Consider the following 17348-nt stretch of genomic DNA (forward strand, 5'->3'; position numbering starts at 1 on the left):
CTTACTGCTGATGCCAAAACGGCATACCCATTGTTGGGGTTGAGGGGGCTGCTAAGTCTTTTTCAGGCATTGCTTTGGCATTATAAGCAAAGCGCCCTGCCTCTACCGCGGCTTTAAATGCACGACTCATCGTAACTGGACAGCCAGCCCCTGCAATTGCTGAATTTAATAAAACCGCATCATACCCTAATTCAAGTGCTTGGCAGGCATGCGAAGGCAAACCCAGCCCTGCATCAACAATTAATGTGGTATTTGGTAAGCGCTCACGAATTGTTTTTAAATTGTAACTATTTAAAAGCCCTTTGCCAGTGCCAATAGGTGCGCCCCAAGGCATAAGTACTTCACACCCTAGCTCATTTAAACGCTGACAAAGCACTAAATCGTCAGTGCAGTAAGGCAGTACTTTAAAGCCATCATTAATTAATAGTTTAGTGGCTTCTAACAAGGCGAATGGGTCTGGTTGTAAGTTGTAGTCATCCCCTATTAGTTCAAGCTTAATCCAATCGGTTGCAAATACTTCTCGGCACATTTTAGCAAGTGTTACAGCTTCTTTTACACTGTGGCACCCTGCTGTATTTGGTAGTATTTTGAGGCCCGTGTTTTTAATTAATTGCCAAAAATCATCCCCCGCGGCCACGCTTTGCTGGCGCCTTAATGACACCGTTACTATTTGCGCACCAGAGGCTTTTATAGACTCTTCCATCACCGCTGGCGATGGATAAAGCGCCGAGCCTATTAACAAACGGCTATTTAGTTGCTCGCCATAAATAGTTAAGCAATCGTTACCTTGAACCATGCTACCCACCTTGTATAGGGGATAACAATTCAATGCTATCCCCTTCGTTAATTGTGGTGCTTGCATGCAAGCTTTGTGGAATAAATTCGCCATTCACCGCCACAGCAAATGGAGGCTTTGCACCAAAATGTTGTAATACATTAACAAGTACTGCACTTTCAACAGTAAGCAGCTCACCATTAATTGTTATAGTCATTTATTACTCACTCTATTTTTGATAACGCATCTTTCACTAAAGCGGGCCCCAACATATAGCCATGACGATATAAGCCATTAATACTAATTACGTTTCCTTCTTTTAAAACCTCTGGTCGATTGCTTTTAAATGCAGGGCGTAACCCGCTTTGAATATTGATTAATCGAGCCTCAGCAAACCCGCTGTGCACAGTATAAGCGGCCGAAAGTAGCTCAAGCGTGGAACGCACCGTGGCAGGCCCGCTATCATCAGACTCAATTTCGGTTGCACCAATTACATACTCATTATTGGGTTTTGGTGCGATATAAATTGGATAGCGTGGGTGCATTAAACGCACAGGCCGCGTTAAGTTAACCTCTGGCGCATGTAATCTGGCTACCTCACCACGCACTCCTCTAAGTGGCTTATCGGCTTTAGCACCTAAACCACGGCAATCAATAATGTAATCAAACGGGCGGTTATTCACCTCGCCATTTTGAATGCTAACGCGTTGGTTAAACACAAACTTAACCTTACGTTTATTAAGCATGGTAAAACTTGCTTTATAAAAAGCCTGATTATCAATCTGCCCTTCGCAGGGTAAAAACACCCCTTGGTTAAAACGATTAGCTAATTCGGGCTCTAACTGCGTTATTTGCTGAGCATTTAACGCCTGCGCGCTATGCCCTGCTATAGGCTTAATACGCTGGCTAAAGCTTTGTAAGTCACCTTTATCTTGCTGGTGCGCCACAACCAGCGTGCCTTTTTGCTGATAAAAAACCTCACCTTCAAGCTCGCTCACTATTTCAGGCCAGCGCTTGAGTGAATTTAGCCCCGTGATCGCTAAATCCGTTTCACACAATACCGACTCTGCAAGTGGTGCTAACATCGCAGCAGCCACTTTACCGGCACTATTTTGAGTATGCTCATCAGTGGCTTCAAAAACAGTAACATGATGCGACTTACTAAGCTCAAGGGCTGCTAAGCGCCCTGCTAAACCAAAGCCTACAACGGCAATGTTGTAAAACATAAACACTCCTACATGAAGCTCAAAGCCGCAGCTGTCAGTAATACCAATCCGCAATAACACTTAATCATTTTCAGGGGCTAAACGTGTCGCTATCTGTGTTAAAAAATTCTCATTTAGAACAACTAAATAGCGAATTTTTTGCCTTGCTATCAACTCGTTTATCCATCCTCAAAAAAGCTTACTTAATTATGCGAATTGGTATAAAGTAACTATTGCCTCTATGCTAGTTACTTTATTGTTGATATCTGACAGCTGAAAACCGCGCTACAGCGCTTTATGGTAAATTTCTGAGCCCGATTGCTTAAACTCTTCCGACTTCGCTTTCATTTGCGCTTCTACATCAACCATTTTGATCTCAATTGCATCACCAACATTGTTAGGATCGATCCCGCGTGATTCGAGATCTTTGGCATAATCACGTACCTCTTGGGTAATTTTCATTGAGCAAAATTTAGGGCCGCACATAGAGCAAAAGTGCGCCACTTTGCCAGACTCTTGCGGCAGGGTTTCGTCGTGGTATTCACGGGCACGTTCTGGGTCTAGGCCAATATTAAATTGGTCGTGCCATCTAAATTCAAAACGTGCTTTTGATAATGCATTGTCACGCTCTTGTGCGCCGGGGTGGCCTTTGGCTAAATCGGCCGCATGCGCTGCAATTTTGTAGGTAATTAAGCCCTCTTTTACATCTTCTTTATTGGGCAAACCTAAATGCTCTTTTGGTGTTACATAACACAGCATGGCACAGCCATACCACGCTATTTGTGCAGCGCCTATACCCGATGTTATATGGTCGTACCCTGGTGCTATATCGGTAGTTAATGGGCCTAATGTATAAAAAGGCGCTTCGCCACAATGCTCTAATTGTTCATCCATATTGGCTTTAATCATGTGCATTGGCACATGGCCTGGGCCTTCAATAAATACTTGTACATCGTGTTTCCACGCAATTTTTGTAAGCTCCCCTAACGTACGTAGCTCGCTAAATTGCGCTTCGTCGTTGGCATCAGCAATCGAACCTGGACGAAGGCCATCACCGAGTGAAAAACACACATCGTATTGTTTTAAAATTTCGCAAATATCTTCAAAGTGCGTATATAAAAAGTTTTCTTTATGGTGCGCTAAACACCACTTAGCCATAATTGAGCCACCACGCGATACAATACCGGTTACTCGCTTTGCCGTCATTGGCACATAACGCAGCAATACTCCGGCATGAATAGTAAAGTAATCAACACCCTGTTCGGCCTGTTCAATTAGGGTATCGCGAAAGATCTCCCACGTTAAATCCTCTGCCACACCATTTACTTTTTCAAGCGCTTGATAAATGGGTACTGTGCCAATCGGCACTGGCGAATTACGTACAACCCATTCACGCGTTTCGTGAATATAGCGTCCAGTTGATAAATCCATTACGGTATCGGCACCCCAACGGGTAGACCACACCATTTTTTCTACTTCTTCTTCGATTGATGAGCTTACCGACGAATTACCTATGTTAGCGTTAACTTTAACTAAAAAGTTACGCCCAACTATCATGGGCTCGGTTTCTGGATGGTTAATATTGTTTGGTAAAATAGCACGACCACGGGCTATTTCTTCACGTACAAATTCAGGGGTAATAAAATCGGGAATACTCGCCCCAAACGATTCGCCTTTATGCTGTGCTGCTAATAGCTCTTCTGTAATTTGTGCACGACCCATGTTTTCGCGTATGGCTACGTATTCCATTTCTGGGGTAATAATGCCTTGGCGAGCATAATGCATTTGGGTTACGTTTTTACCCGCCTTACCACGGCGAATTTTAGGCAAATGTTCAAAACGAATATGATCCAAACCATCATCGGCCATACGCTGCTGGGCAAATTGCGAAGTAACAGACTCGAGTACTTCAGTGTCGTTGCGACCTTTTATCCACTGCTCGCGAAATTTAGGTAACCCTTTGCGTACGTCTAACTCAAAGTTAGGGTCGGTATATGGGCCTGATGTATCGTAAACGCGTAGTGGCTCGTTTGGCTCATACACCGGGTTTTGCTCATCGCCACCAATAAACGTGTCGCTTAGTGTTATTTCGCGCATACCTACACGCACGCCCGGCTGGCTGCCTTCTACATATACTTTTTGCGAACTTGGAAATGCCTGACCTGTTAAATTATAAATATAGTCAGACGCGGCTGCGCGCGTTTCTCGACGTGTAGACTTATTTGTAGTGTTTGACATGACTTACCTCATTGCTAAAGGATTGTCTTGTCAGATATTCCATAAGGAATAGAGAAAGATCGTAAAGCAGTGCTTACGCTGCTTTGCGGCCTAAAATGGCTAGTTATTTTGTTGTGCGCATAAAAAAAGACGCACAAGCGTCCCATTTTAGGCAGCTTGTTCCCTACGCAGGTTTTAACCTGATCAGGTTCACGGATCCCGCTTTCGCGATCTCAGCCTTAATTATTTAAGGCACTCCGACAAGTAAAATTATGTTCGTTGATTTGCTATTTTGATCAAATCAGCGTTGAGTGTACGCCAGTTAAAAATTGCCTGCAAGAGGCAGTTTTAAATACTCATGCCACTACTTTGCAATAAATAAAAAAGTTTGATCGCCCTGCATAACTAACTGTGAGCCTTGCATGGTAAGCGTTGCCCCCTCTCTGAGAGCTTGTAAAAACTGCTGTTCTAGCTCATCAACGTCTGCTCCGCACGACTTCCGCGTCATGCCAAGTTTATTAACGCTAATATTGCTGTCTTCAAGCTCGCCTTCACCAAAAAACTTATTACATCCTGCAAACCCGTTTACTTGCAACGCTTCAATAAAGCTTATTGACGCTCTGTAAGAGGCCGGCACAGCCAACCCATCAACCTTTGATAGTTGCCATTGTGTGTACTTTAGCTGCTCAGTGGTCACCGTCCCTGTGGCTGTACAACCAATACATAAACCGATCAAAAGTATCGGTAGTGCTGCTAATTTCATGCTATTACTAACTAAATATTTAATTACAGTAATAGTAACAATTTTTATGCGGTTTATCCGTTAAAAATGCATGTTTTAAATGTAAATTTTTGTTCTATGGTAGTTTAAAAGTTAAACAGCTTAATTTAGATCACAATTTTTAAATAAGTTATCCATTTCGGGTGGTAAAAAAGGGCGACCTTTTTCGTTAACCGATGTGCCAATTACTCTGGCTTGAAGCATTATTTTTTCATCGCTTTTGCGAACGATTGCCTGTTTAAACGCAAACTTTAACCGGCTTATACGCTCAGGCTCTACCGACACATAAAATTCGTCTTCAGGCACCAGTGAATGCTTGTAATCAACCTCACTGCGTATCACTACTAAGTTAACTTTTTGCTTGGCAAGCAGTGCAAAATCGACCCCATTCGCAAATAAAAACTCATGGCGGGCATGCTCTAAATAATTAAAGTACACACTGTTATTTACAATACCTTGCAAGTCACATTCGTAATGGCGCACTTTAAAATCAACTTTAAAGGTCATATTAGTAATCCTGATTATTTAACGTATAATCGCTGCGTTATAACACAAGTATTAAAATAATTGCTACCATACAAGTCCCTAAAATGGAGTTAAGTAACCTAATGAACTTACGTTTGTCTTTAATTACTGCGGCGTTGTTACCGCTAATTAGTACACCACTTATAGCAAACGCTGATGACAGCGACCTAGAACGAATTGTTGTTACCGGCGACTTTCAACGTGAAAGCATTCAAACATTAAGCGCGAGTGCGAGCCTATTTAGCGAATCTGAAATTAATCAACGCGGTGCAAGTTTCTTAGACGAAATGCTAGGTAGTACAGCCAACGTAAACTTTACTTCAGGTGCCTCTCGTGGTCGTTATATTCAAATTCGTGGTGTGGGACTTCGCTCACAATTTGTAGACCCAATTAATCCATCGGTTGGCTTGGTCATCGACGGCATAAACTACTCGGGTTTAGGTGGCAGCTCTTTATTATTTGATATTGACCACGTAGAAATTTACCGCGGCCCACAAGGCACTCGCTTTGGCGCAGACGGTATGGCCGGTATGATCCAAATGGAATCAGCACAAGCAACTGCCGATCCTAGTTTAAAATTGCAAGTGGGTATGGGCACTTACAACTCACGCGAAGCAGGCCTTGCGGCAAGTACAGGCTTAACCGATGATACAAGCGCACGTGTAAGCTACTTTCGCAGAAAATCAGATGGCTACGTCGACAACTTATATTTAAACGACGAAACCCAGCAACAAGATGAACAAGTAGCCCGTTTTAAATTAAACAGCCAACTTACTGAACATTTAAACACTGAGTTAAACCTACACTACATAGACATAAACAACGGCTACGATGCGTTCACGCTTGATAACAGCCGTAATAGCGTAGCCGACGAGCCAGGCCAAGATAACCAACAAAGCTACGCCATTGGTATTAACAATACTTACACAGGCTTTGATGCTTTTGACGTAAGCTTAAACCTTTCAGCCATTGATACTGAGCTACTTTACAGCTTTGACGAAGACTGGGTATGTAACGATGCAAGCGAGCCACAATTATGTGCAGCAGGCTTGCACCCTTGGGGTTATAGCTCAACTGATGTGTACACGCGTGATCGTGACGATCAATCAGCTAATTTACAACTAAATTCTAAAACAGGTAACTGGGTTGCCGGTGTTTACTATCAAAACCGCGACGTAGATTTAGAGCGCGAATACACATGGCTTGCAAACCCATTTGCATCAACCTACGAAACCAGTAACGTGGCTGTTTACGGCCAAGTAGCCACACCTATCGGCCCTAAAACCACGCTCATTACCGGTTTACGCGTAGAGCAATACCAAGGGGATTACACCGACAGTAACGGCTTTATTGAAGAGACAGACGACGTAATGGTAGGCGGTAAACTAGCACTTGAATACCAAGTGATTGATCGTACTATGATCTACGCAAGCATTACCCGTGGTTATAAAGCTGGCGGTATTAATTCAGAAGCACTTGCTAAAGCTAAAGATGAAGGCTTAAACCTAGATGCTGATTTTTTCCAGCAGCATACAAGCTTTGACCCAGAATACCTTTGGAGCGGCGAGTTTGGCGTTAAGGGCTCATCTCTTGATGACAAATTTACCCTGCGTTTAGCCGCATTTTATATGCACCGCGACAATATTCAATTAAAAGCATGGCAAGTAGAAAACCAGCAGTTTACAGGTTATGTTGATAACGCAAGCTCTGGCAGTAACTACGGCTTAGAGGTTGAAGGTAGTTACCAACTTACCGAAGACTTATTCTTAACAGGTAGTGCCGGTTACTTAAACACAGAAATAGACGACTTTGTAACGCAATCGGGCTTAAATCAAGACGGTCGTGAGCAAGCGCAATCACCTAAATATCAATACGCATTTAGCGCACGTTACAACTTTACTAATGAGCTGTACGGTATGATAGGCGTTGAAGGTAAAGACGATTATTACTTCTCAGATAGCCATAATTCACAAGCGCCTAGCAGCAATTTAGTAAACTTAAGCTTTGGCTACGAAGCCGACTTGTGGGCAGTACGCGCATGGGCACGTAACGTATTTGACGAAGAAGTACCAACCCGCGGCTTTGAGTTTGGTAACAACCCACTTGATGGCTACGAAACACATACCTACGTTCAATTAGGTGAGCCAAGAGTAGCAGGCGTCACGTTTACGTTAGAGCTGTAAGCTGTTAGCTGTTAGCTGTTAGCTGTTAGCAAAAATAAATATTAAGCACCGCGTTTACAATAAACGCGGTGTTTTTTTATTGGTAGACGTGAAGCTTGCTCACGCAAAAATACAAAGCGTAAATAAATTTTATTTCAACGCGCCAGCAAGCAAGGCGCCTACAATTAATTATTACTTCTTCACTACTGCGTGTTTTCTGTGGTGATAATAATCACTTTAGTGGCTTTAAGGCCCAAAACAAATTGACCACCGAGGACACCGAGGCGCTGCGCGCTGCACAGAGGAGGCATTAGATCTTCTCCTTTACCTCTCTGTGTTCTCTGTGGTGATAAAATTACTTTAATTTTTACTTAAAAGAACAATTTTGACCACCGAGGGCGCTTCGCGCTACACTGAGGAAATATACTATTACTAGTCACTTCTCCCGTACTTCTCCTTGTCTTCTCTGTGGTGATAATAATTTCTTAATCACTTTATGTGCTTAAAAACAAATTTACCACCGAGAACACCGAGGCGCTGCGCGCTACACCAAGGAAATATACTATTTTTTAGTATCTTCTCCCGCACTTCTCCTTGTCTTCTCTGTGGTGATAATAATCTCTTAATCACTTTATGTGCTTAAAAACAAATTTACCACCGAGAACACCGAGGCGCTGCGCGCTACACAGAGAAAATATACCATTTTTTAGTATCTTCTCCTGCACTTCTCCTTGCCTTCCCTGTGGTGTTAATAATTTCTTAATTACTTATGCACTAGAACAAAGCGCTTTTACCACCGAGAACACCGGAGCGCTGCGCACTACACTGAGAAACATACAAGTAGCAGCGAGTTTACCTCGCGTCTGGCATTTAATACAAAATACGCGGCATAAAGCCGTGACTACAACGTCCCCTCTATAGCGCAGCGCCTCCTAACCTCTTTGTGAATTAATGCTTTAAATTTTTTGGGTGGATTACCACGCCTAGCATTACGCCCTATCTACGTCAAACGCGATGACTTCTTTTATTGTCTCTTTTTCGGTGGCTAGCATAACTAACCTGTCTATACCCATTGCAACGCCTGCACACTTTGGAAGCCCGTGTTCAAGCGCGGCGATTAAACGCCTATCCATAGGTACGTGTTTTAACCCATTGGCAGCGCGGTGGGCATTATCTTCATCAAAGCGTTTTGCCTGCTCTTTGGCATTAGTTAGCTCGTTAAAGCCGTTTGCTAATTCCATATTTTTATAATAGAGCTCAAAGCGCCCTGCTACGCGGTTATCATGTTCACAAATTTGTGCAAGTGCCGCTTGCGATGCCGGAAAGTGATACACAAAACACGGCTTAGTTTGCCCAATAGTTGGCTCTACTTTCATACAAAATAACAGCTGCAGTAAGGTGTCTTTATTGGTTTCGTTTTTAGCTATATCGGCAAAGCCATGATCGCAGGCAAGTGCTTGTAATTGCGTAAGCGTAGCTGTTAATGGGTCAAGCGCTAACACCTGCACAAATGCTTGCTGGTAAGTCAGTCGCTCCGCAGGCTCTACATTTAAAATAAGCTGCATTAGCTCATCCATTTCATCCATTAATGCAAACTCATCAAACCCAGGGCGATACCACTCAAGCATAGTAAATTCGGGATTATGATAGCGACCCGCCTCTTCGTTTCTAAATGCCTTACAAAGCTGGAAAATTGGCCCAGAGCCTGCGGCTAATAAGCGCTTCATGGCAAATTCGGGCGATGTTTGTAAATAAAGCGGCAAGCCTCCAGCGTGGCCTGGGCCTACAAACTGCGTATTAAAACTCGCTAAATGCACATCGGTTACGCTTGCGCTACTTAAGCTAGGGGTTTCTACTTCCATTACATTACGCGTATAAAAAAATTCACGAATGGTTCGTAGTATGGCTGCGCGCTTTTTAAGGGTTTTTATGCTTGCGCTTGGGGCCCAAAGTGTTGCTGACATATTTTCTCCAAAAAAAATCCCAGCTTAAGCCGGGATTTTATAAACCGTAAACAAGCTTACTTAACACGGCCTACGTATTCACCGCTACGGGTGTCTACTTTAATTACTTCACCAATTTGTACGAATAATGGAACACGTACTACTGCACCCGTGCTAAGCGTTGCAGGTTTACCACCTGTGCCCGCTGTATCGCCTTTTAGGCCAGGATCAGTGTCAGTGATCTCAAGCTCAACAAAGTTAGGTGGCGTAACCGCGATTGGGCTACCGTTCCATAGCGTAATAGTACATACATCGTTTTCAACTAGCCATTTACCTGCATCGCCAAGTGCTTTTTCGTCAGCGGCAATCTGCTCAAATGTTTCGTTGTTCATGAAATGCCAAAACTCACCGTCTGTGTAAAGGTACGCTAAGTCGGTATCCATTACATCGGCACCTTCAACTGATTCACCCGATTTAAAGGTTTTTTCAAGTACCTTGCCAGAAATAAGCTTACGGATACGAACACGGTTAAACGCTTGGCCCTTACCAGGTTTTACCATTTCGTTTTCTAAAATACTGCAAGGTTCGCCGTCCATCATAATTTTTAGGCCGCCCTTGAACTCGTTGGTGCTATAATTCGCCATCGTTTCCTCTATTTAATTTTTTTCGAGTAATCTACGTGCCAATGATACAAAGAAATGAAGCAAATTTGCATAAAAACTGGCAAAAAGAATTAGCAAATGTAGTTACCTGCCCAAAAACCTTGCTTGAAATGGTCGGTTTATCGAGCCAAGCCCATGAAAACGACCTAAAAGCCCGCAGTTTATTTCCGGTACGCGTGCCAGTCCCATTTATAAAAAAAATGCGCAAGGGCGATGCAAACGACCCCTTATTGCTACAAGTTATGCCGCGCCACCAAGAGTTTTTAACTAAAACTGGTTTTAATAAAGATCCACTGCTTGAGCAAGACAACGAGCAGCCTGGGCTTTTACATAAGTATAAATCCCGCGTTTTAATTATGTTTAAAACTGGCTGTGCAGTAAATTGCCGTTACTGCTTTAGGCGCCACTTCCCGTATCAAGAAAACCAGCTTAATAAAAAAAGCCTGCTTGATGCGCTGAGCTACATAAAATCAGATGCCAACATAAACGAAGTAATTTTAAGTGGTGGCGACCCACTTATGGCCAAAGACGATGCCATTAGTTGGTTTTTAGATGAGCTTGAACAATTACCGCAAATTAAACGCATGCGAATACACAGCCGTTTGCCTGTTGTTATACCTGCGCGTATTACCGATGAACTATGCGCTAGATTGCAGCAATCACCGCTTAAAGTTGTGTTTATTAACCATATAAATCATGCAAACGAAATAGACGACGAGTTTAAAGCAGCCATGCAAAAGTTAAAGCAAGCAGGCGTAACGTTATTAAACCAGGCGGTTATTTTAAAAGAGGTGAACGATACAGTTGAAGCACAAATAAATTTAAGTGAGGCGTTATTTGATGCAGACGTACTGCCATACTATTTATATTTGCTTGATAAGGTTGAAGGCGCAAGCCACTTTGATATAGAAGAGCCACAGGCAATAAAAATAATGGCAGAGCTATTAGAAGCCCTGCCCGGATTTTTAGTGCCTAAATTGGTAAGAGAAATAGGCGGTCAGAAAAGCAAAACGCCTATCGACCTTAAGTTAATTTAAACGTATATATTTACATTGTTACCCAGTGTTGTAGTGACCGACTGAGCCGGTGATTGCGCACTTGTTGCTTGCGCAGCACCTTCAATAAGTGCAAGTGCTGCTGCGCCATCTGCTAATTGCTGCTTTTTAGACAAAGCAGCAGTATAAACTTCACCACCTTGGCCAGAGCTAGACATAGCGGGTAGATTTCCACCTGATATATTCATCGTTATAAGCCTTAATCAACCTGACATTTAAATGTAATCCAAGTACTATATCGGCAATGCAGTACAAAGCTTTAGGAAAACCATGGATTCTATAATTGAACAACTCAACGCTAACTTAAAAATTGTTTATCGCCAAGCACTTGATGCCGACAAAAAACTAGATGAACTACAGCAACAAGGCCACGGTAAATTTAAAGCCTTATTCCCAGCCGATGCCGGATTTAGTTTTGAAGCTAAACGTTTTAAGCCATACGTACTTGATGTAGCAGCCGATGTAGAAAGCTTAAGCACTGATGGTTTTGATGAAGAAAAGCTAAAAAAAGCGGTTATTAAACTGCAACAGTTACTTACCCTGCTCGCTACGTTTAAATAATTGTTGTCAGTTGTCAGTTGTCAGTTGTCAGTTGTCAGTTGTCAGTTGTCAGTTAAATATTAAAAAACACCGCGTTAAATTTAGTAAACATCAAATACAAAAACGCCGATAAAGTTTATCGGCATTTGTGTATTTATTTTGTAGCTGTATTTAACTTATATTAGATAAAACTTTTGAATTAAACCAATTAGTTACTAAGCGTTTTTCATAATAAAATGCTCTAGAGGTTGAGCGCTTAATTTTATCTAAATAGCCTCTATCTTTTAATAACACTTCTGAGGCGTGGTTCACAACTTCACCCTGCGGATTAGTTACCGTGTAAGACAGCTTAATTTGTGGGTAATGAAATGGTTGAATTACTCTTATTTTTTTAGCGCCAGAAAACTCAATAGCACCTGCTAAATCAAGATCTGCAACCTCTACATTTAATTTATATCCACTAGGTAATTTTTCAGCTAACTTCGCAAAATGCTTTTCAAAGTTAATAGTAATTTGCTTTTCAAAAGAAGTCGGTGATTGATTTGTTGCACGCACATCGCGGTAATTATCAAAATCCTGCCATTTAACTGCAGACTCACCAGCTTGTGCAATACCAACAGAACTTAAACCCATTACTAGCGTTAGTAATTTTAAACTTTTCATAATCTTCTCCATGTGAACTATCAAAAGTCAACGCAAGTACAACACATTCAATTTAAATCAATAAACCTGAAAACTCACACTGATAACAATAGTTTAAATTAGCAGCAAAAATTTTTAATGTAAAGTAGGTACATGTAAGGTTAATAATGTAGCTTGATTAAATAATAGCGGTTAGCGGTTAGCGGTTAGCGGTTAGCGGTTAGCGGTTAGCGGTTAGCGGTTAGCGGTTAGCGGTTAGCGGTTAGCGGTTAGCCAGAATAAATTCCAAATATGCTAACAAGCAAGGCGCCTATAATAAATTTAACCACGGAGCTTATTTGGGTTGTAGACGTAGAGCTTGCTCACGTTAGAAGCGCAGCTTCTCATGGTTTTAAAATATAATAACCAATGTAAAAGCGCTCCTTTTATACGCCAACAAGCTGCGCGTCTACTTGGCGATGATTGCAACTCTGTGATTTTAATCGAAGCAGTGAAGCCTGCTTATACAACACTGCCTAATCTAAATTTGCTAAAATTTGCTCGCCAAACCACTCTGTAATTAAGCGTTTTTCATAAAAAAACGGCTCGTCGCGACCCATTTTAATTTTATCCATAAAGCCCATGTCTTTCAGCTCTACGTCGTTTGCTTCACTTATTACACTACCATCGTTATCTACAAGCGAGTAATTGAGCTTAATGCGCGGAAAGTAAATAGGTTTTACTACGCGTATTTCATCCATACCGCCATAGCGTACATCGCCTGCTAAATCGATATCGGTTATTTCTAAATTTAGCTTATAACCTTTTGGCAACTGCTCGGCGAGTTTAGAAAAGTGTTTTTCGAACTGAGTAGCAATTTGTTTGTGGTACGACGCTTTGCCCTGGCTAGAAGCGCGCACATCGCGGTAGTCTTTAAAATCTTGCCACTTAACTACAGATTCTCCAGCGTGTGCAAATGCAGGTAATGTAATACACATTGCCATAGCGATTGTTTTAACTGAATTCATAGCATTCTCCAAAGGGGCAGTACTAATTATTTAGACTTAGCCCAATAATATAACTAATAATCTTAGCAGTGATTGATTAACTATAACTTAATGCGACATTTAAACTACTTTATATGCATTTAACTATATGACCCCTCTTAATAATAAAAGTTACAAATAAAGCATGTAAATCATCACAACTTATGGTGAAATTAAGATAATTGAAAAAGGTATCCACGGAGCATTCATGGCAATTTTAGTAACAGGCGGCGCAGGCTACATAGGCTCACACACCGTTTTAGAACTTTTACAGCAAGACAGCGAAGTTGTTGTTGTTGATAATTTAAGTAACGCATCAAAAGAGTCGCTTACACGCGTAAAGCAAATCACAGGCAAAGAAGCCACATTTTACCAAGGCGACATTCTTGATAAAGTTTTTTTAGATGCCATTTTTGCAAGGCACACCATAGAGAGCGTAATTCATTTTGCTGGCTTAAAGTCGGTTGGTGAGTCGGTGGCTAAACCTGTTGAGTACTATCAAACAAACGTACAAGGTACGCTAACACTTGTGGATGCCATGCGTGATGCAGGTGTATTTAAACTCGTATTTAGCTCATCAGCAACCGTTTACGGCGACCCTGCAAGCTTACCGATTAAAGAAGACTTCCCGGTAGGTGGCACAACAAACCCGTATGGTACATCAAAACTGATGGTGGAAATGATGCTACAAGATATTGCTAAATCAGATGAACGTTTTGCATTTGCTATTTTGCGTTACTTTAACCCTGTGGGCGCCCATGAGTCGGGATTAATTGGCGAAGATCCTAACGGTATACCAAATAACTTACTGCCCTTTATTGCCCAAGTTGCGGTAGGTAAATTAAAACAGCTTGCTGTGTTTGGTGATGACTACGACACCGTTGATGGCACCGGCGTGCGCGACTATATTCACGTTGTAGATTTAGCGATGGGTCACTTAAAAGCGCTTGATAAAATTGCCAACAATACCGGCGCGCTGGTATATAACCTTGGCACAGGCAATGGTTACTCTGTACTGCAAATGGTTAATGCCTTTATAAAAGCAAGTGGCCAAGACGTACCTTATCAAGTATCACCTCGCCGCCCTGGCGATATTGCTGCATGCTACGCCGCGCCAGAAAAAGCACTTAATGAACTAGGCTGGAAAGCAGAACGCGGAATAGATGCCATGATGGAAGATACATGGCGTTGGCAGTCAAATAACCCTAATGGTTATAAAGGTTAATTAAACGCTTTGCCTGCTGCCCAAGCAGGCAAATCATCTGCAAGTAAATTTAATCACCGCGCTAATCATTTATCAACGAGAGGTACAAGACGTAAAGCTTGCTTAGGGTTGATGCAAAGCTTCTCATAGCTTTATCAAAGGGGTTTAACACAACGTAAAAGCGCTGCTTTTAAACGCCAGCAAGCTGCGCGTCAATAACTATTACCTCTCCTTCATTTCTCTGTGTTCTCTGTGGTAATAAAATGACTTTCGTTGTTTGCTTAAAAACAAATTTACCACAGAGGGCACCGAGGCGCTGCGCGCTACACCGAGGAAGTATACTATTACTAGTCACTTCTCCTGTACTTCTCCTTGTCTTCTCTGTGGTGATAACAATCGCTTAATCACTTTAGTGGCTTTAAGCCTAAAACAAATTGACCACAGAGGGCACCGAGGCGCTGCGCGCTACACCAAGGAGGTATTAGCTCTTCACCTTCCCTTCTCCTTGTCTTCTCTGTGGTAATAACAATCTCTTAATTACTTTTGTGGCTTTAAGCCCAAAACAAATCGACCACAGAGGGCACCGAGGCGCTGCGCGCTACACCGAGGAAGTATACTATTACTAGTCACTTCTCCTGTACTTCTCCTTGTCTTCTCTGTGGTAATAACAATCGCTTAATCACTACAAAACACCGGCTAGTTGCACTTAAACTTTAATAATGAAAAGCGTTACCAATTTTGCATTTCAACAATACGCGACTGTGTTCGCGCATATTCAAAGCTCAATTTTTTACCTTCATAAAGCGTTTCTATCTGCGCCTGCGCATTAATGACTAACAACTTGTGGCAATCGTAAAATTCATCTACCAATGCAATAAAGCGCCGCGCTTCGTCATCTAAATAATGCTCATCAAGAGTTTGTTTTTCTCGTTGGTAGCTATCTTCAATACCATGCACAATTACTTTACCTGTTGCGCCTACACCCATTTTTGGCACATTTGCTATATATAAAACATTAAACTGTTTGGCTAAAAGCATGTAATCCTGCGCACTTCGCGGGCCAGAGCAAAGCGCCATAAAATCAATCATCAGTGCGTTATTTGCTTTAAATAAATACGGTAAAGCACGCGAGTGTACCTGTAAACTTTGATTTTTAGTCGCTTGAGGATACTGTTTAATAAAAAGCTTATTAAACTCATCATTGGGTAAGTTAATAAAATAGTGGCGGTTTTTTTTACCGTATCTAAAGCGGTGATCTTCCTGCCCGGCCACACTAACTATGTGGCAGTGGTTATTAATTAAATCGATTGTAGGTAAAAACCGCGCACGTTGTAGGCCATTATAATAGAGCTGTTCAGGCTTTACGTTAGAGGTTGCCACCAGCACGACCCCACAATTAAACAGGGCATTAAATAACCTTGCCATAATCATTGCATCGCCAATGTCACTAACAAAAAACTCATCAAAACACAGCACGTTTATATTTTTAGCCCACTGTTTGGCAATCAATGTAAGTGGATTTTTTTGCCCTTGTAATTGAGCAAGTTGGGCGTGTACCTGCGCCATAAAGTGATGAAAATGCAGCCGCTGTTTACGCTCAGTGGGTAAGTTTTTATAAAATAAATCCATCAACATAGATTTACCCCGCCCTACCGGACCATGCAAATAAACCCCTTTAACGAATGGCGCTTTTTGCCACCACAATTTTTTTGTGCATAACTGTGTGCTCAGATTGTTCAACGCATTTACCGCACTATGCTGAGCGTTATCAAATCGTAGTTCACCCGCTTCAATTTTTGCTTGATAGAGCTTTAATATTTGTGGGTAGTTTACTGTCATGGGGTTTCACTATCGGCTATAATCGCGGCCATTGTAGCCGACTAAAAATGTGAACTAAAATGAAATTCCCTTGCCGCTTAGATAAATTTATTAGCCACCTAGCAGAGCTGCCACGCTCAAAAGCACGCGCTGCAATTAAGCGCCAAGAGGCGCAAGTAAATGGGGAAGTTGTTACCGCGTTCGATTTTCAAATAACCCAGCAAGATGAAGTAACATTTGTTGGTGAGCCTATGGTATTTTTAGGCAAGCGCTACTTTATGCTGCACAAACCTGTAGGCTACGTGTGTGCCAATATAGATGAGCTACACCCTACGGTATTTGATTTGCTCGATGAGCCAAATATGGCTGACTTTCATGTGGCAGGTCGCCTTGATATAGATACTACTGGCTTAGTGCTTATTACCAACGATGGCGACTGGTCGCATCGTATAACCTCACCCAAGCACAACAAATTAAAAACCTATTTAGTAGAAACCCAAGAGCCTATAACCGAAGACGCATTAGAACAACTACGCAACGGCGTACAACTTCACAACGAAAAAGATCTCACCCGCCCAGCTAAAGCAGAAGCACTTGCCACCTACAGCTTACGTTTATCAATCAGCGAAGGTAAATACCATCAAGTTAAACGCATGTTAGCCGCAGTAGGTAACAAAGTGGTAGAACTACACCGCGAACAAATAGGGAATATTATACTGGACGAAAACTTAGCAAGTGGAGAGTATAGAGAGTTAAAAGAGGGAGAGGTTAAACTATAGAGCGGTCAGCGGTCA

17 protein-coding genes and 1 riboswitch are annotated in these 17348 nt (G+C 42.1%); of the genes, 5 read left to right on the forward strand and 12 right to left on the reverse strand.

The genetic code is table 11. The annotated features are described in order from the left end of the window. Position 1: 1 nt before the first annotated feature. The 6 genes from CWC16_RS15420 to CWC16_RS15445 all read right to left on the reverse strand — a co-directional run bounded on the left by CWC16_RS15420 (position 2) and on the right by CWC16_RS15445 (position 5485). Positions 2-796, reverse strand: a complete 795-nt coding sequence (locus CWC16_RS15420; protein WP_138542155.1) for a thiazole synthase — start codon at positions 794-796, stop codon at positions 2-4. A 1-nt stretch (position 797) separates the two neighbouring features. Further along, positions 798-992: a sulfur carrier protein ThiS gene (gene thiS, locus CWC16_RS15425; RefSeq protein WP_055016873.1), complete on the reverse strand. Its 195-nt coding sequence runs from the start codon at positions 990-992 to the stop codon at positions 798-800. A gap of 7 nt (positions 993-999) precedes the next feature. Further along, the gene (locus tag CWC16_RS15430; protein WP_138542156.1) at positions 1000-2001 is read right to left on the reverse strand and encodes an FAD-dependent oxidoreductase; all 1002 of its coding nucleotides are present in this window, start codon (positions 1999-2001) and stop codon (positions 1000-1002) included. A 264-nt stretch (positions 2002-2265) separates the two neighbouring features. After that, positions 2266-4218, reverse strand: a complete 1953-nt coding sequence (thiC, locus tag CWC16_RS15435; RefSeq protein ID WP_138542157.1) for a phosphomethylpyrimidine synthase ThiC — start codon at positions 4216-4218, stop codon at positions 2266-2268. A 143-nt stretch (positions 4219-4361) separates the two neighbouring features. Continuing rightward, a riboswitch (TPP riboswitch) is annotated at positions 4362-4467 on the reverse strand. A 94-nt stretch (positions 4468-4561) separates the two neighbouring features. Next, positions 4562-4960 (reverse strand): META domain-containing protein, encoded by a 399-nt coding sequence (locus CWC16_RS15440; RefSeq protein WP_138542158.1) that lies wholly within the window; start codon positions 4958-4960, stop codon positions 4562-4564. Positions 4961-5080: 120 nt separating this feature from the next. Beyond that, positions 5081-5485 carry an acyl-CoA thioesterase gene (locus tag CWC16_RS15445; protein WP_055016870.1) on the reverse strand — a complete coding sequence of 135 codons (405 nt, stop codon included), beginning with the start codon at positions 5483-5485 and terminating at the stop codon, positions 5081-5083. A gap of 101 nt (positions 5486-5586) precedes the next feature. On the opposite strand from CWC16_RS15445, the gene CWC16_RS15450 reads away from it, so the two are divergent. Further along, positions 5587-7686 carry a TonB-dependent receptor gene (locus tag CWC16_RS15450; RefSeq protein ID WP_138542159.1) on the forward strand — a complete coding sequence of 700 codons (2100 nt, stop codon included), beginning with the start codon at positions 5587-5589 and terminating at the stop codon, positions 7684-7686. Between the two features lie 968 nt (positions 7687-8654). Here CWC16_RS15450 and epmA read toward each other — a convergent pair. Next, positions 8655-9629 (reverse strand): elongation factor P--(R)-beta-lysine ligase, encoded by a 975-nt coding sequence (epmA, locus tag CWC16_RS15455; RefSeq protein WP_138542160.1) that lies wholly within the window; start codon positions 9627-9629, stop codon positions 8655-8657. 56 nt (positions 9630-9685) lie between these two features. Next, on the reverse strand, positions 9686-10252 hold the full coding sequence (efp, locus tag CWC16_RS15460; protein ID WP_055016950.1) for an elongation factor P: 567 nt from the start codon (positions 10250-10252) through the stop codon (positions 9686-9688). 41 nt (positions 10253-10293) lie between these two features. Between efp and epmB the strand changes: the two genes are divergently transcribed. Next, positions 10294-11307, forward strand: coding sequence for an EF-P beta-lysylation protein EpmB (gene epmB / locus CWC16_RS15465; RefSeq protein WP_138542161.1), 1014 nt, complete (start codon positions 10294-10296; stop codon positions 11305-11307). Here epmB and CWC16_RS15470 read toward each other — a convergent pair. Then, the gene (locus CWC16_RS15470; protein ID WP_138542162.1) at positions 11304-11513 is read right to left on the reverse strand and encodes a hypothetical protein; all 210 of its coding nucleotides are present in this window, start codon (positions 11511-11513) and stop codon (positions 11304-11306) included. The two genes, epmB and CWC16_RS15470, sit on opposite strands and share 4 nt — an antisense overlap. 82 nt (positions 11514-11595) lie before the next feature. Between CWC16_RS15470 and CWC16_RS15475 the strand changes: the two genes are divergently transcribed. Continuing rightward, positions 11596-11886 carry a hypothetical protein gene (locus tag CWC16_RS15475; protein WP_055016947.1) on the forward strand — a complete coding sequence of 97 codons (291 nt, stop codon included), beginning with the start codon at positions 11596-11598 and terminating at the stop codon, positions 11884-11886. A gap of 150 nt (positions 11887-12036) precedes the next feature. Here the strand turns inward: CWC16_RS15475 and CWC16_RS15480 are convergent, their stop codons facing one another. Together CWC16_RS15480 and CWC16_RS15485 are read right to left on the reverse strand one after the other, a co-directional pair. Next, positions 12037-12528, reverse strand: coding sequence for a DUF3016 domain-containing protein (locus CWC16_RS15480; RefSeq protein ID WP_138542163.1), 492 nt, complete (start codon positions 12526-12528; stop codon positions 12037-12039). A 494-nt stretch (positions 12529-13022) separates the two neighbouring features. Continuing rightward, positions 13023-13514, reverse strand: a complete 492-nt coding sequence (locus tag CWC16_RS15485; RefSeq protein ID WP_138542164.1) for a DUF3016 domain-containing protein — start codon at positions 13512-13514, stop codon at positions 13023-13025. 226 nt (positions 13515-13740) lie between these two features. Here CWC16_RS15485 and galE point away from each other — a divergent pair, with 226 nt between their 5' ends. Beyond that, positions 13741-14757, forward strand: coding sequence for a UDP-glucose 4-epimerase GalE (gene galE / locus CWC16_RS15490; protein WP_138542165.1), 1017 nt, complete (start codon positions 13741-13743; stop codon positions 14755-14757). Between the two features lie 708 nt (positions 14758-15465). Here galE and zapE read toward each other — a convergent pair. After that, on the reverse strand, positions 15466-16575 hold the full coding sequence (gene zapE, locus CWC16_RS15495) for a cell division protein ZapE (RefSeq protein ID WP_138542166.1): 1110 nt from the start codon (positions 16573-16575) through the stop codon (positions 15466-15468). Between the two features lie 59 nt (positions 16576-16634). Between zapE and rsuA the strand changes: the two genes are divergently transcribed. Continuing rightward, on the forward strand, positions 16635-17333 hold the full coding sequence (gene rsuA / locus CWC16_RS15500) for a 16S rRNA pseudouridine(516) synthase RsuA (protein ID WP_138542167.1): 699 nt from the start codon (positions 16635-16637) through the stop codon (positions 17331-17333). Positions 17334-17348: the final 15 nt, after the last annotated feature.

It is taken from the genome of Pseudoalteromonas sp. S3776 (genome assembly GCF_005886915.1).
Taxonomy (GTDB): domain Bacteria; phylum Pseudomonadota; class Gammaproteobacteria; order Enterobacterales; family Alteromonadaceae; genus Pseudoalteromonas.

Excerpts from the sequence above, each read along its gene's own strand:
- efp (WP_055016950.1), bottom strand. The coding sequence starts at position 10,252 with ATGGCGAATTATAGCACCAACGAGTTCAAGGGCGGCCTAAAAATTATG.
- zapE (WP_138542166.1), bottom strand. The coding sequence starts at position 16,575 with ATGACAGTAAACTACCCACAAATATTAAAGCTCTATCAAGCAAAAATT.
- thiS (WP_055016873.1), bottom strand. The coding sequence starts at position 992 with ATGACTATAACAATTAATGGTGAGCTGCTTACTGTTGAAAGTGCAGTA.
- CWC16_RS15430 (WP_138542156.1), bottom strand. The coding sequence starts at position 2,001 with ATGTTTTACAACATTGCCGTTGTAGGCTTTGGTTTAGCAGGGCGCTTA.
- epmA (WP_138542160.1), bottom strand. The coding sequence starts at position 9,629 with ATGTCAGCAACACTTTGGGCCCCAAGCGCAAGCATAAAAACCCTTAAA.
- CWC16_RS15445 (WP_055016870.1), bottom strand. The coding sequence starts at position 5,485 with ATGACCTTTAAAGTTGATTTTAAAGTGCGCCATTACGAATGTGACTTG.
- galE (WP_138542165.1), top strand. The coding sequence starts at position 13,741 with ATGGCAATTTTAGTAACAGGCGGCGCAGGCTACATAGGCTCACACACC.
- CWC16_RS15485 (WP_138542164.1), bottom strand. The coding sequence starts at position 13,514 with ATGAATTCAGTTAAAACAATCGCTATGGCAATGTGTATTACATTACCT.
- CWC16_RS15475 (WP_055016947.1), top strand. The coding sequence starts at position 11,596 with ATGGATTCTATAATTGAACAACTCAACGCTAACTTAAAAATTGTTTAT.
- CWC16_RS15480 (WP_138542163.1), bottom strand. The coding sequence starts at position 12,528 with ATGAAAAGTTTAAAATTACTAACGCTAGTAATGGGTTTAAGTTCTGTT.
- thiC (WP_138542157.1), bottom strand. The coding sequence starts at position 4,218 with ATGTCAAACACTACAAATAAGTCTACACGTCGAGAAACGCGCGCAGCC.
- CWC16_RS15420 (WP_138542155.1), bottom strand. The coding sequence starts at position 796 with ATGGTTCAAGGTAACGATTGCTTAACTATTTATGGCGAGCAACTAAAT.
- CWC16_RS15450 (WP_138542159.1), top strand. The coding sequence starts at position 5,587 with ATGAACTTACGTTTGTCTTTAATTACTGCGGCGTTGTTACCGCTAATT.
- rsuA (WP_138542167.1), top strand. The coding sequence starts at position 16,635 with ATGAAATTCCCTTGCCGCTTAGATAAATTTATTAGCCACCTAGCAGAG.
- CWC16_RS15470 (WP_138542162.1), bottom strand. The coding sequence starts at position 11,513 with ATGAATATATCAGGTGGAAATCTACCCGCTATGTCTAGCTCTGGCCAA.
- CWC16_RS15440 (WP_138542158.1), bottom strand. The coding sequence starts at position 4,960 with ATGAAATTAGCAGCACTACCGATACTTTTGATCGGTTTATGTATTGGT.
- epmB (WP_138542161.1), top strand. The coding sequence starts at position 10,294 with ATGATACAAAGAAATGAAGCAAATTTGCATAAAAACTGGCAAAAAGAA.